This is a genomic window from Tateyamaria pelophila (assembly GCF_019966495.1).
GTDB lineage: Bacteria > Pseudomonadota > Alphaproteobacteria > Rhodobacterales > Rhodobacteraceae > Tateyamaria > Tateyamaria pelophila.
Genome location: NZ_JAIMIA010000065.1, coordinates 13,969 through 27,478, shown reverse-complemented (window position 1 = coordinate 27,478; position 13,510 = coordinate 13,969). Strand labels below are relative to the sequence as shown.

Below are 13,510 nucleotides of genomic sequence, written 5' to 3'. Positions count from 1 at the left end.
TCCTCCCGCCCGTTGTTTGAACGAAACTGAATCACAAAACTATGCAATCAAACAAGAATTAATGGGTGTGCTGCCTAGATGCACCCGACGGCTACCCGCGAAGCCCCAGAACATCCAGCATGTCATATTCGCCCGGTCGCTTATCCAGCGCCCACAAGGTCGCCTTCAGCGCGCCCTTGGCGAACAATGCCCTGTCGGTGGCCATGTGGCGCAGCACAATCCGCTCCCCCTGCCCGGCAAAGAGCACGTCGTGCTCGCCCACGATGTCGCCGCCGCGAATGGCGGAAAACCCGATGTCGCCGCGCTTGCGCGCACCGGTGATGCCATCGCGGGCCACATCCCGGACGGTGTTCAGTGCGACGCCGCGCCCTTCGGCAGCGGCCTCTCCCAACATCAGAGCCGTGCCCGACGGGGCGTCCACCTTGTGGTGATGATGCGCCTCGATCACTTCGATATCAAAATCTTCGTCCAGCGCGGCAGCCACCTGTTTGGTCAACTTTACCAAGAGGTTAACGCCAAGGCTCATGTTGCCGGCCCGCACGATCGCGCAGTGCCGGGAGGCGGGCTCAAGTTGCGCAATCTGGTCGTGGGTCATTCCGGTTGTGCCGATGATATGCGCCGCGCGGGCCTGTGCCGCAATCTTGCTGAGCGCCAGTGTTGCCTCGGGTGCGGTGAAATCAATCACGGCCTGCGCCTTGGCCATCGGTTCGAGCGGATCATCGGTCACCACCACGCCCAGCGCAGCCCCGCCCATTGCAACGCCCACATCCTGACCGACCCAGTCATGACCTGCACGTTCCAGCGCGCCAGCCAGTTTGACCTTGTCGCTTTGGACAATCGTATGGATGAGCATCTGACCCATGCGGCCTGACGCTCCTGCAATCACGATCCCCGGCAAATCTGACATGTTCGGCCCTCCTTTGGCGACTTCTTGCTGTCCTAACGTGCCTTGCATCGCTTGGCAAAGGCCGGCGGCTGGCTTAGATGAAGGAAATGGCAAAGAACAAATTTCACGATGGCCCCGGCCCGTCACAACGGCAATTGCGCGTCGGCGAACTTATCCGCCGGACCTTGTCCGATGTATTGGCACGCGGCGATATCCACGACCCCGAGTTGAACCGCATGTCAATTACGGTGGGCGAAGTCCGCACCTCACCTGATCTGCGGATCGCAACCGCCTATGTTTTGCCCTTGGGCGGAGATGGCCGCGACGAGGTCATCAAACTTCTGGCCCGCAACAAGGGCGAATTGCGGCGGGCCGTATCCAAAAAGCTGGCCCTGAAATTTGCACCTGACCTGCGGTTCCAGATCGACGAGACCTTTGACCGGATGGATGAAACCCGCCGGATGCTGGAGCAGGAAACGGTCAAAGAGGACGTGCAGCGGGACGCGGACGAATGAAACGCCTGTTCATACTGGTGCTCGCGCTGTGCGCCGGACCAGTATGGGCGAGCGATTGCAGAAATATCAGCCATGATGGCAACAGCTATTCCTTATGCGAAGTCGATGTGACCCGCGAGGACCTCCGTCTTTTCCTTTATGACGAGAACGGCGCGCTTTATGGCCAGTTCAGCAACATCGACACTGCGCTGGAGACCACCGGGCAGTCGCTCGGGTTCGCGATGAACGCAGGCATGTATCACGACAACCGCGCGCCCGTTGGCCACTATGTCGAAAACGGCGAGGAAGTGATGCGGGTGATCCCGAATGCAGGGCCGGGAAACTTCGGGCTGTTGCCCAACGGCGTTCTGTGTCTGTCGCCCGGCCAGGCGCAGGTGATCGAAACCCTCCGTTTTGTCGAGACGGCGCCAGAGTGCACCTATGCCACCCAATCAGGGCCGATGCTTGTGATCGACGGCGCGCTGCATCCGCGCTTTCTGCCTCACAGCACCTCGCGCTATGTGCGCAATGGCGTTGGCACAAGTGCGGATGGAAACAGAGCCGTCTTTGTCATCTCAAACAATCCGGTGACGTTTCATCAGTTTGGCAGCTTGTTTCGGGATGTGCTTGACCTGCCCAATGCACTCTACTTCGATGGCAACATCTCGCGGCTGTATGCGCCTGCACTGAATCGGAACGATTTCGGCTTTGCGCTTGGACCAATCATCGGCACGGTCGTTCCCGCCGTGAATTAGGGTGCGCAGATGTGCATCTGACGGGTGACGATTGACAAGCCAAGCTGGCCTGCGATACCCGGCGCTCTGCATCATTCAAGGAACATCACATGGGCCGCACACGCAAAGGGCGCGACATTTCTGGTTGGCTGGTGATCGATAAACCCGCCGGACCCACGTCGACGGCGGTGGTGAACAAGGTCCGCTGGGCCATGCAGGCCAAGAAGGCAGGCCATGCCGGCACGCTAGATCCGGATGCGACCGGCGTCCTTGCCGTCGCTCTTGGTGAAGCGACCAAGACGGTGCCCTACATCACAGATGCGCTCAAGGCCTATGCTTTTACCGTGCGCTTTGGTCAGGCCACAAACACAGATGATGCCGAGGGCGAGATCATTGAAACCTCGGATCTGCGCCCAACGGATGACCAGATCAAAGATGCGCTTGGCGCTTTTGTCGGGGACATCATGCAAGTCCCGCCAAAGTTCTCCGCTGTCAAGATCGACGGTCAGCGCGCCTATAAGCTTGCCCGCGACGGTGAGGATGTAGACATCGCGGCGCGCCCGCTTTGGGTCGAGGAACTGATTATGACGGATCGTCCTGACAGCGACCATGTCACACTTGAGATGACCTGTGGCAAAGGCGGCTATGTCCGCTCCATTGCCCGCGATCTGGGCAAGGCCTTGGGCTGTTTCGGCCATGTGCGCGAGTTGCGCCGCGTCTGGTCCGGCCCGTTTGAAGCGTCTGAGGGCCTGACGCTGGCACAGGTCGAAGAGATGGCACATAGCCCTGAATTGGACACCCATTTGCGCCCGGTCGCCGATGGGTTGGTGGACCTTCCCGAAGTCCGTGCGACCCCCGAGGGCGCAGTGCGTATGCGCAACGGCAACCCTGGGATGGTGTTCGCATCGGATGTCGAATACGGCGACGAATGCTGGGCCTCGCTGGACGGCGTGCCCGTCGCTGTTGGCCGCTACAAGGCGGGCGAGTTGCACCCCGCGCGGGTTTTTAACCTTTAAATCGGTCAAATGGCGCACCATGGGTGCGCCTTACGGGCGCTTGTATGTAACAAAGAGCGCCCATTGACGCTTTGACACAGCCAAAACCAATACAATTGTTTCAAAAATGTCTGATCCGATCAGCCTTGTGTGAGCGGCCTGACAATTCGGAACCATTTGGTCTATATCTCCTTCATCAGATCTTAAACGCCATCCACGGGAGACTCTCCATGACCCAGATTACCCTCCGCAACGCGACCGCCGTTCTGACGGCAGGTGCTTTCGCCACCCTCGCCTTTGACGCTTTCGGTCAAGGCCTCAGCCCGCTCTTGGGATACCCGAAACTGGCACCTGTCGGGCTCGCCGGAGCGACCCTCAAAACTGTCTTTGGCACGAACCCACCCGGTGCGGCCCATATGCTCCACCTGCTGACCGGGTTGATCGCCTATGCAGTGGGATGGTTCGCCATTGCTCGTCCTTTGCAACTGGCTGTGGCCCCGCGCTTGCATTGGGCGATTACTGCGGTCCTATACGGCATCGTCCTTTGGGTTTTTGCACTCTATGTGATGGCCCACCTTGTCACCGGCAATAAACCCTTCCTCGGTTGGACTGGAATCACATGGGTCGCGCTTTGGGGTCACATCGTTTATGCCCTGGTCGCCGCTTGGATCATGGAAGCCAAAGGCGCAGTTCTCGATCTGCGCACAGCCCCGGTGGCGGTCCCGGCAGAATAGCCCTCTGTCAATCCGAGGTCGCCCCGTCCGGGCGGCCTCGAACAGGATCAAACGATTGCGAGCAGCCCAAGAGGCTGGCACAACACGCCCATGATTACACGCACCCACATAAAGGGCGACGCCCCCTCGACTGCGATTTATTCCGACTGCGAAAATTACCGCTACAGCCTCACCCGTATCTGGGATGATGACGGAAAACGGGTGAATTTCGTCATGCTCAACCCATCCACGGCAACCGAAGTTCAAAACGACCCGACAGTGGAACGTTGTGAGCGGCGGGCACGTGCGCTGGGGTATGGCAGTTTTGCCGTCACCAATATCTTTGCATGGCGCGACACCGACCCCCGCGCCATGCGCGCAGCCAGCGACCCCATCGGGCCAGACAATGACACAGCGATCGTCGAACGTGCAAATTGGGCCAGTGATGTGATTGCTGCGTGGGGCACGCACGGCGCGCATCTGGATCGGGGCAATGCGGTCGCCCAGCTGTTACAAGCCACACGGCGACCCCTCTTTCATCTCGGCCTTTCCAAGGCGGGACACCCCAAACATCCCCTCTATCTGCCCTATACCCAAAAGCCGGAACGCTGGATCTGAAGCAATATCTGGTTAACCAAACAGCCAGTATTGCTTTGCTCGAGACAGGTAATCCGCCGTATTTTAGGCGGGGTAAATGCGTTTCGGGTGTTAGGAAAAAGTTATGCTTTGGTTAACGGGTTTGATGGGTCTCCTCGCGGTGGGCGCAGTTAGCAGTTTTGATATGGGTTCATCCTCGGGCAATGACGAAGACACACATGACGACGCTGAGACCGAACAAGACGACCCGGAGGCACCCGAGGATCTCACCTTGATACTCGGCACTTACAAAGATGACCTGCTCACCGGCTCCTCCGGAGAGGACACGCTGCACGGCGAAGAGGGCGACGATACGATTGAGGGTGGCGCGGGGGACGACACGCTCCACGGCGAGGATGGAACGGACGTGATCACCGGCGGTGCGGGCGATGATGAAGCCTTTGGCCACAACGACGACGATACACTCGACGGTGGTGTCGGAAACGATACACTTCAAGGCTCCCAGGGCGACGATGTCTTGCACGGCGGTGACGGCGACGACGCGGTGCACGGCGGTCTGGACAATGACACCCTCCACGGCGGCATGGGCAATGACAGCCTGTTCGGCGGGCACGGAAATGATGTCATTAACGGAGTCGAAAACGACATCACAACGGCAGCCTTTGACGATATCGACGCAGGCGACAGCGTGAATGGCGAGACCAACGACTTCCTCAACGGCGGTGCGGGCGATGACCTGATCATCGCGGGTCAGGATGACAACGTGACGGCTGGCGATGGTGCCGACACAATCGTGGGCGGATCTTGGATCACCGAAGGTCATGCGACAGACATCACAGACTTCAACGCAGAGGACGACAATATCCTGCTCGTTTATGACGATGATGACCCTGAACCGGAAATCACTTTGCAAGCAGACCCGGACCAAACAGGCACCACACATGTGCTGATGAATGGCATCACCGTCGCTTCTGTTGGAAACGGAGCAGAGGTGTCGATAGATGACATTGCGATCATGCCCCTCAGCATGGCACAAGCCTCCGGAATGCTTTCGCCGTGACACTGCGCTGCGGCTTCCATGCTGTCCGGCCGTAATTTACACTTTGCCATCCACGCGAATCTCTCCTATACGCGCGCATCCTTGGACGAGAACCGAGGAAGCATAAATGGCCCCGCGCTGGACGACATCCCGGCCGGCGGCGTCCTGAAACCCTAGAATAGGAGATCCCGATGTCGATCACGACCGAAGAAAAAGCACGCCTCATGAAAGAGTTCGCAACCAAAGAAGGCGACACTGGTTCGCCTGAAGTTCAGGTTGCCATCCTCAGCTCGCGCATCGCAACGCTGACGGAGCACTTCAAGACGCACAAGAAAGACAACCACGGTCGCCGTGGGTTGCTGAAAATGGTGGCCCTGCGCCGCAAGCTTCTGGACTACACCAAAGGCAAAGACGAAGCCCGTTACCAGGACCTGATCAAGCGTTTGGGCCTGCGTCGCTAAGCGATACCAGACCGGGACACAACAAGGCCGCGCACGACCAGCGCGGCCTTTTTCGTTTCCGGGTCGGCGGGCGGGCGCCTTTGCGCAACGCGCAAACAGAGCGCACGACCGACCTAACCCTCAAGATACATCCGCCACGCATGCGCAGGCGCGAACCCAACCATCCGTTTCGCCTTGGCGTTTGAATAGAACGTCTCGCGCGCACCCATCTCGGCCACAGGCAAATCCTCATAATACCTTGAGATCAATGCATCTGTCTCCAACGCAACGGAATGATCATCATTGGAGACATTGAACATTTCAAAGCCCAAGCCGTCGGTTTCCAGACAGCACTGAACCATTTGTCCCAAATCGCGCGCGTCGATATATGCAAAAATGTTGCGCCGCCGCAGATCCGGGTTCTCCAAATAGGCGGGAAAGTTCTCGGCATATTCATGGGGCTCGATCACATTGTTGATCCGCAAACCATATACATCCGCCCCACTGCGGCGCTGAAAGCATCGCGCCGTGACCTCATTCGCCACTTTCGACATGGCGTAGCTGTCCTCCGGCACCACCGGGTGTGCTTCATCAATGGGCAAATAGTCAGGCTTACGCTCACCATCCGCAAAACAAATGCCATAAGTCGTCTCGGACGAGGCAAAGATGACTTTGCGCACGCCAAACTTCAGCGCAGCATCAATCACATTGTAGGTGCCCAATGTGTTGACCCGATAACACTCATTGTCGCTGGTCATCAAAAGACGCGGGATCGCAGCAAAGTGCACCACCGCGTCAAAGCGGGGGACGCCGACACCTGGCTCCATCTCGTCGAACCCGGCATAACTGGCCACCACATCGTACACCTGGCCCGCGTCCGTAATGTCGGCGATCCGATCATCCACGCCGTCCAATCCCAGCGGAACCTTATCGAGGTTCAGCACTCGATGGCCCTGATCGCGCAAATAGGCGACGGCATGCCGTCCGGCCTTGCCCGACCCCCCGGTAAACAAAACGCGCATATCGTCTCCTCCAATTATCGCTGGCAAGTTTACACCTGGTCCACTAACGTACCAGTCCTTTGAGAACACATAGATGCGTACTAGGTACAGTCGCATGCGTGATTTGCCCCGCCTTGCCCTGTCAGTCCGCCAGCCCTCTGCCTGGGCTATTATCGCAGGGCACAAACCGATCGAAAATCGCTCCATCGGGTCCATCCGTGCCGGGCGGATGACTACGGGTCGCATCTGCATCCACGCCGCAGCCGGTCTGAAAGAAGAGGAATTTCGCTATCTTCATTGGCGATTGGACAAACACGGGGTCACATGCCCACATCCCCTCGATCTGTTGCGCGGTGCGATTATCGGCACCATCGATGTCACCGGCATCATCACGCACTCCGACAGCGAGTGGTTCGGCGGCTCCGCTGGATTGACGCTCGCCAACCCCGAACCTGTCGAACCGATCCCGGCCGCTGGCGCATTGGGCTATTTCGAATGGTCTGCGGGCGGCTCACTTGCGCCACCCTCCAAATGGATGCGCAAATGGGGCACCCCGGATGCAGATATACAGGCAGATGATCTTTTTCCCGACGCGCCCATTGCGTTTTCAACGCCACCCAAAAGACCCTGGTGATCTCGAAGCCCGGCGATACGACCGCGACATATCACAACACTTCCAATCAGAGCTAAACTCATGTATGCGCGCAGAATCTGAAAGCTTGGCGCCCGGACTCCAGCGCCCGCAAAACAAGATACCGGAGTCAGGGGGAATACGCCCCCTATGCAAATGGCGAAACGCGCCAATTTAGGAAACTTAGATGTTCAACGAGACGAAAAAATCGATGCAGTGGGGCGAAGAGACGCTCACACTGGAAACCGGCAAAGTCGCCCGTCAAGCAGACGGTTCGGTCATTGCCACGCTGGGTGAAACCAGCGTTATGGCCAACGTGACGTTCGCCAAAAAACCGAAACCCGGCCAGGATTTCTTTCCCCTGACGGTCCACTATCAGGAAAAATATTACGCTGCAGGCAAAATCCCCGGCGGTTTCTTCAAGCGTGAGGCACGGCCCACCGAAAAAGAAACACTGACGGCCCGCCTGATCGACCGCCCGATCCGCCCGCTGTTCGTGTCCGGCTTCAAGCATGAAGTTCTGGTGATGTGTACCGTTCTGTCTCACGATCTGGTGAACGACCCCGACATGGTTGCGATGATCGCGGCCTCGGCGGCTTTGACCATTTCGGGTGCACCCTTCATGGGCCCGATCGGCGCGTGCCGCGTTGGGTTTGAGGATGGTGAATACGTTCTGAACCCGACCGTTGACGACATGCAGGACCTGCGCCTGAACCCCGAACAGCGCCTTGATCTGGTTGTTGCCGGTACCAAAGACGCCGTAATGATGGTCGAATCCGAAGCCTATGAGCTGTCCGAAGCAGAGATGCTCGGTGCGGTGAAATTCGCCCATGAACAGTTCCAGCCTGTCATCGACCTGATCATCGATCTGGCCGAAGATGCCGCCAAAGAGCCGTTCGACTTCCAGGCGCCAGACTATTCGGAATTGTCCGCAGCGGTCAAAGCCGCCGGTGAAGAGCAGATGCGCGCAGCCTTCGCGATCAGCGACAAGCAAGAGCGCACCAGCGCCGTGGCCGCGGCACGCACCGCGATTGTCGAAGCGCTGACCGAAGAGCAGGCCGAAGATGCCAACCTTGGTTCCGCGATGAAAGGTCTTGAGGCCTCGATCCTGCGCGGCGACGTTGTCAAAACCGGCACGCGGATCGACGGTCGTAAAACCGACGAAATCCGTGAAATCGTCTGCCAGACCGGCCTTCTGCCCCGTACGCATGGTTCTGCCCTGTTCACACGTGGCGAAACGCAAGGTTTGGTCGTGACCACGCTGGGCACCGGCGATGATGAGCAATTCATCGACGCGCTGCACGGCAACTTCAAATCGAACTTCCTGTTGCACTACAACTTCCCCCCCTATTCGGTGGGTGAAGCGGGTCGCGTGGGCCCTCCCGGCCGTCGCGAAATCGGTCACGGCAAACTGGCATGGCGCGCGCTTCAAGCCGTTCTGCCCGCCTCGACCGATTTCCCCTATACCATTCGTCTGGTGTCTGAAATCACCGAATCCAACGGGTCCAGCTCGATGGCTTCCGTCTGCGGCGGCTCGCTGTCGATGATGGACGCAGGCGTTCCGCTGAAATCGGCTGTTGCAGGTGTTGCGATGGGTCTGATCTTCGAAGAAGACGGCAGCTATGCCATCCTGTCCGATATTCTGGGTGACGAAGACCACCTTGGCGACATGGACTTCAAAGTGGCGGGTACCGAAAACGGCATCACGTCCCTGCAGATGGACATCAAGATCGCAGGCATCACGCCCGAGATCATGGAGAAAGCTCTCGCACAGGCCAAGGACGGCCGGATGCATATTCTGGGCGAGATGAGCAAATCCATCTCCGGCGCAGCTGAGTTCTCTGTTCACGCGCCACGCATCGAAACGATGCAGGTGCCGACGGATAAAATCCGCGAAGTCATTGGGTCCGGCGGTAAAGTGATCCGTGAAATCGTCGAAGTTTCGGGCGCCAAGGTCGACATCAACGACGATGGCATCATCAAGATTGCTTCGCCAAATGGTGACTCGATCAAGAAAGCCTACGACATGATCTGGTCGATCGTCGCAGAGCCCGAAGAAGGCAAAGTCTATACCGGAACCGTCGTGAAAATCGTCGACTTCGGTGCATTCGTGAACTTCTTTGGCAAGCGCGACGGTCTGGTCCACGTGTCCCAAATCGAAAACCGCCGCCTGAACCATCCTTCGGACGTTCTGAAGGAAGGCCAGGAAGTCAAAGTCAAACTGTTGGGCTTTGATGACCGCGGCAAAGTGCGCCTGTCGATGAAAGTCGTCGATCAGGAAACTGGCGAAGAAGTCAAAAAGGAAGAAACTGCCGACGAATAATCGCGGTTCTTCTGGAAAAACATAAAGGCTCCGTTGGAAACATCGGGGCTTTTTTTCATTGCTGGAAACGAAAAAAGGCGGACCATGGGTCCGCCTTACGGGCATCACATCTCGGCTTTGTGCGTAAGGCGGGCGCGTCGCCCGCCCCGGTCGGTCAGCCCGGTGCCTTGGTGGTTCGCAGATACGGCAGCACCGTCGTAAACTCGCCAAATTTCGCCTTTGCGTCTTCGTTGGACACGCTCGGCGGAATGATGACATCCTCGCCCACATTCCAGTTCGCAGGTGTCGCAACGCCATTGCCGGTGCTCATCTGCAGCCCGTCCAATGCGCGCAAAACTTCGGCAAAGTTCCGACCCACGGTCATCGGGTAAGTCATCGACAGCTTCAGCTGTTTATCGGGACCAATGATAAAGACCGAACGCACCGTGGCGCTATCTGCCGGCGTGCGCCCATCGGGCAAATAGGCCTCGGCGGGCAGCATATCGAAGGCTTTGGAAACCTTGAGGTCGGTGTCGGCGATGATTGGGAAACCGGCTGTCGCGCCCGAGACCTTTTCAATATCGCCCTTCCATTTTTTGTGTTCTTCGACCCCATCGACCGACACACCGATGACTTTGGTGCCACGTTTGGCCCACTCATCTGCCAATTGTGCGACGGCGCCAAATTCGGTCGTGCAAACAGGCGTAAAATCTTTGGGGTGGGAAAACAGAATCGCCCAGCTGTCACCAACGAAATCATGCAAGGAAATTGCACCCTGGTCGGTTTCCACCGTCAGGTCTGGAATGGTGTCATTGATACGCAAGCTCATAGTGACTCTCCGTCGTTAAGATATTCCGTGTCAATCTAGGGGAGGAATCGCGCAGTTACATCCCCTCTCTTGCCCCCGGCATTGTGCGGTGCCACTGTCCGCATCAAAGCAGCTTGATATCAGGGAGACTCCATCATGCTCGAGAAGCGGAATTTCTACATAAACGGTCAGTGGGTTACGCCCATCGACGGCACCGATCACCATGTGATTGACCCTTCAACCGAAGAGCCGACCGCCATCATTTCGCTGGGTGGGCAGGCAGATGCCGATGCGGCCGTGGCGGCAGCCAAGGCGGCCTTTCCGGCTTGGATGAACACACCCGTGGCAGAGCGAATCGCTTTGGTCGAAAAGCTGGTCCAGGTCTATGAAGCCCGCACCGAAGATATGGCACAGGCCATCTCTGTCGAAATGGGCGCGCCGATCGACATGGCGCGATCGCAGCAGGTCGGCGCAGGAACATGGCACCTCAGAAACTTCATCAAGGCCGCAAAGGCATTTGAATTCAGCCGCCCACTGAACGACAGCGCCCCGAATGATCGAATCATCTATGAGGCTGTCGGTGTCGCGGCCCTTATCACACCATGGAACTGGCCGATGAATCAGGTCACACTCAAGGTGGGTGCCGCCGCGATTGCCGGCTGCACCATGGTGCTGAAACCTTCCGAAGAATCGCCCCTCAACGCCATGGTATTCGCCGAAATGGTGGATGAGGCGGGTTTCCCGCCCGGTGTCTTCAACCTTGTGAACGGCGATGGTGCCGGGGTTGGGTCGGCGCTGTCGGCGCACCCAGATGTCGACATGGTCAGCTTTACCGGCTCGTCGCGCGCCGGTCGCCTGATCTCGAAAAGTGCCGCGGAGACACTGAAACGCGTGCATCTGGAGCTGGGTGGCAAGGGTGCCAATGTGATCTTTGACGACGCCGACGAAAAGGCCGTGAAACGCGGCGTTCTGCACATGATGAACAACACCGGCCAATCGTGCAATGCACCCAGCCGCATGCTGGTACAGCGCAGCAAATACGATGCGGCCGTGGAAGAGGCGGCTGCGGTTGCGGGTCAGGTAACCGTCGGCCCGGCCTCGGAAGAAGGGCGCCATATTGGCCCCGTCGTGAACGAGGTACAATGGAACAAGATCCAGGATCTGATCCAGAAAGGCATTGACGAAGGTGCCAGGCTGGTAGCGGGCGGCACAGGGCGGCCTGAGGGCTTTAACAAAGGCTTTTATGTCCGTCCCACGGTTTTTGCGGATGTAAACAATCAGATGACAATCGCGCGCGAGGAAATCTTTGGCCCTGTCTTGTCAATCATACCTTTCGACACCGAGGAAGATGCTGTCGAGATCGCCAATGACACCCCGTACGGGCTGACGAATTATGTTCAGACGCAAGACAGTGCGCGGCTGAACCGGATGGCTCAAAAGCTGCGCTCGGGCATGGTCGAGATGAACGGCACATCGCGCGCCGCCGGGTCACCATTTGGCGGAATGAAACAGTCAGGCAATGGACGCGAAGGCGGCATCTGGGGCATCGAAGATTTCCTTGAAGTCAAAGCCGTTTCGGGATGGTCCGCCGAATAATATCGCGTGGGTAGGGCGGGTTAAAACCCGCCTTACCTCTGTTCTGCGCCACCTCAGGGCTGTGTCATTAAAGTCGTCGGGCGCATTCGGATCGTTAAATGAATGCATCGAATCTCTTGCTTTTTCGCGTGACTGCGCCTATCTGATCCTTGCGACGTTACCACTATCGATTTTTCTGCTCCTTCCGGCTCAGTCTTACGATCTTGCACTGACTTAGCCGACCTGCCGCATTCCGTGGGCAGTATTTTGAAGGAGAACGACGATGGCTACTGGCACCGTCAAATGGTTTAACACAACAAAAGGCTTCGGCTTTATCGCTCCCGATGGCGGCAGCAAAGACGTGTTTGTACACATCTCTGCCGTTGAGCGCGCAGGCCTGACCGGTCTGGCCGACAACCAAAAAGTGACTTTCGACATCGAAGCTGGCCGTGATGGCCGCGAAAGCGCGTCGAACATCGCTCTGGCCTAAGGCCAAAGTTGAACTCTTACTGAGTTCGAAACAGAATTAAGGGCGTACCACAAACGGTGCGCCCTTTTTCTTTTCGGTCGATGGATTTCCTGCTGGAAGAGGCCATTTAGAACGGGGCAGCCGCTCGAAAGCGCATCATCTTGCCGCTGTCGGGATGTTTGATCTTCAACTCTTCGGAATGCAGCATGAGGCGTTCAAAGTCGCGCGCTGGCCCTGTCGCGTAAAAAGGGTCTCCCAGTATCGGGTGCCCCAGCGCAAGCATATGCACCCGCAATTGATGGCTCCGCCCGGTCTTGGGCATCAGGCGCACCCGGCTTTCGGTTTCCGTATCGCGTATCACCCGCCAGTCGGTCACCGCGGCTTTGCCGTTTTCGTGATCGACGTGTTGCCGGGGACGGTTTGGCCAATCCACGATCAAAGGCAGATCGACGCGCCCCGTCTTGGGCGTCAACCGCCCCCAGACCCGCGCAACATAGGTCTTTTTCGCCGCGCGCAGTTCGAACTGTTTCGACAAAAACCTTTGCGCATGCGGCGTCAGACCAAAAACCATGACACCAGACGTATCCCGATCCAACCGGTGCACAAGCAGCGCGTGCGGCCAGACCATCTGTACCCTCGCGATCAGGCAATCGGTCAGATGTTCCCCCTTGCCCGGCACCGACAACAGGCCCGCAGGTTTGTCGACGATCAGCATTTCAGCATCGTCATGCAGTACCGCCAAAGGCACATCAGGGGGGCAGTATTCCGTTTCCATGGCGCTGCTTTTCAGATGTGGCCAGTGCGTGCAACCAAAGAGGATAGGCAA

The 13,510-nt window shown here is 57.9% G+C and carries 15 protein-coding genes; 11 read left to right on the top strand and 4 right to left on the bottom strand.

Features of this window, described 5'->3' with window-relative positions:
• Nucleotides 1-91: 91 nt before the first annotated feature.
• Nucleotides 92-907, bottom strand: coding sequence for a 4-hydroxy-tetrahydrodipicolinate reductase (gene dapB, locus LC354_RS17750; RefSeq protein ID WP_223426356.1), 816 nt, complete (start codon nt 905-907; stop codon nt 92-94).
• A gap of 86 nt (nt 908-993) precedes the next feature.
• Between dapB and rbfA the strand changes: the two genes are divergently transcribed.
• The 7 genes from rbfA (at nt 994) to rpsO (ending at nt 5,919) form a co-directional block, all read left to right on the top strand.
• On the top strand, nt 994-1,401 hold the full coding sequence (rbfA, locus tag LC354_RS17745; RefSeq protein WP_223426350.1) for a 30S ribosome-binding factor RbfA: 408 nt from the start codon (nt 994-996) through the stop codon (nt 1,399-1,401).
• On the top strand, nt 1,398-2,135 hold the full coding sequence (locus tag LC354_RS17740; RefSeq protein ID WP_223426349.1) for a phosphodiester glycosidase family protein: 738 nt from the start codon (nt 1,398-1,400) through the stop codon (nt 2,133-2,135). The genes rbfA and LC354_RS17740 overlap by 4 nt, the downstream gene beginning before the upstream one ends.
• Nucleotides 2,136-2,224: 89 nt before the next feature.
• The gene (gene truB, locus LC354_RS17735; RefSeq protein WP_223426343.1) at nt 2,225-3,130 is read left to right on the top strand and encodes a tRNA pseudouridine(55) synthase TruB; all 906 of its coding nucleotides are present in this window, start codon (nt 2,225-2,227) and stop codon (nt 3,128-3,130) included.
• 209 nt (nt 3,131-3,339) lie between these two features.
• Complete coding sequence (locus tag LC354_RS17730; RefSeq protein ID WP_223426341.1) at nt 3,340-3,843, top strand: hypothetical protein; 504 nt, start codon at nt 3,340-3,342, stop codon at nt 3,841-3,843.
• Between the two features lie 90 nt (nt 3,844-3,933).
• Nucleotides 3,934-4,440, top strand: a complete 507-nt coding sequence (locus LC354_RS17725; RefSeq protein WP_223426340.1) for a DUF1643 domain-containing protein — start codon at nt 3,934-3,936, stop codon at nt 4,438-4,440.
• Between the two features lie 103 nt (nt 4,441-4,543).
• Complete coding sequence (locus LC354_RS17720) at nt 4,544-5,479, top strand: calcium-binding protein (RefSeq protein ID WP_223426338.1); 936 nt, start codon at nt 4,544-4,546, stop codon at nt 5,477-5,479.
• Between the two features lie 170 nt (nt 5,480-5,649).
• Nucleotides 5,650-5,919 (top strand): 30S ribosomal protein S15, encoded by a 270-nt coding sequence (gene rpsO / locus LC354_RS17715; protein WP_223426336.1) that lies wholly within the window; start codon nt 5,650-5,652, stop codon nt 5,917-5,919.
• Nucleotides 5,920-6,032: 113 nt separating this feature from the next.
• On the opposite strand, the gene LC354_RS17710 is transcribed toward rpsO, so the two are convergent.
• Nucleotides 6,033-6,920, bottom strand: a complete 888-nt coding sequence (locus LC354_RS17710) for an NAD-dependent epimerase/dehydratase family protein (RefSeq protein WP_223426330.1) — start codon at nt 6,918-6,920, stop codon at nt 6,033-6,035.
• A gap of 94 nt (nt 6,921-7,014) precedes the next feature.
• On the opposite strand from LC354_RS17710, the gene LC354_RS17705 reads away from it, so the two are divergent.
• Together LC354_RS17705 and pnp are read left to right on the top strand one after the other, a co-directional pair.
• The gene (locus LC354_RS17705) at nt 7,015-7,533 is read left to right on the top strand and encodes an ASCH domain-containing protein (protein ID WP_223426328.1); all 519 of its coding nucleotides are present in this window, start codon (nt 7,015-7,017) and stop codon (nt 7,531-7,533) included.
• A 184-nt stretch (nt 7,534-7,717) separates the two neighbouring features.
• On the top strand, nt 7,718-9,853 hold the full coding sequence (pnp, locus tag LC354_RS17700; RefSeq protein WP_223426327.1) for a polyribonucleotide nucleotidyltransferase: 2,136 nt from the start codon (nt 7,718-7,720) through the stop codon (nt 9,851-9,853).
• A 154-nt stretch (nt 9,854-10,007) separates the two neighbouring features.
• On the opposite strand, the gene LC354_RS17695 is transcribed toward pnp, so the two are convergent.
• Complete coding sequence (locus tag LC354_RS17695) at nt 10,008-10,661, bottom strand: peroxiredoxin (protein WP_223426325.1); 654 nt, start codon at nt 10,659-10,661, stop codon at nt 10,008-10,010.
• A gap of 135 nt (nt 10,662-10,796) precedes the next feature.
• On the opposite strand from LC354_RS17695, the gene LC354_RS17690 reads away from it, so the two are divergent.
• A complete protein-coding gene (locus LC354_RS17690; RefSeq protein ID WP_223426324.1) occupies nt 10,797-12,236 on the top strand; it encodes an aldehyde dehydrogenase family protein in 1,440 nt (479 codons plus the stop codon).
• 262 nt (nt 12,237-12,498) lie between these two features.
• Nucleotides 12,499-12,705, top strand: a complete 207-nt coding sequence (locus LC354_RS17685) for a cold-shock protein (protein WP_005851393.1) — start codon at nt 12,499-12,501, stop codon at nt 12,703-12,705.
• 106 nt (nt 12,706-12,811) lie between these two features.
• On the opposite strand, the gene LC354_RS17680 is transcribed toward LC354_RS17685, so the two are convergent.
• Nucleotides 12,812-13,459 carry an RluA family pseudouridine synthase gene (locus LC354_RS17680; RefSeq protein ID WP_223426322.1) on the bottom strand — a complete coding sequence of 216 codons (648 nt, stop codon included), beginning with the start codon at nt 13,457-13,459 and terminating at the stop codon, nt 12,812-12,814.
• Between the last annotated feature and the right edge of the window lie 51 nt (nt 13,460-13,510).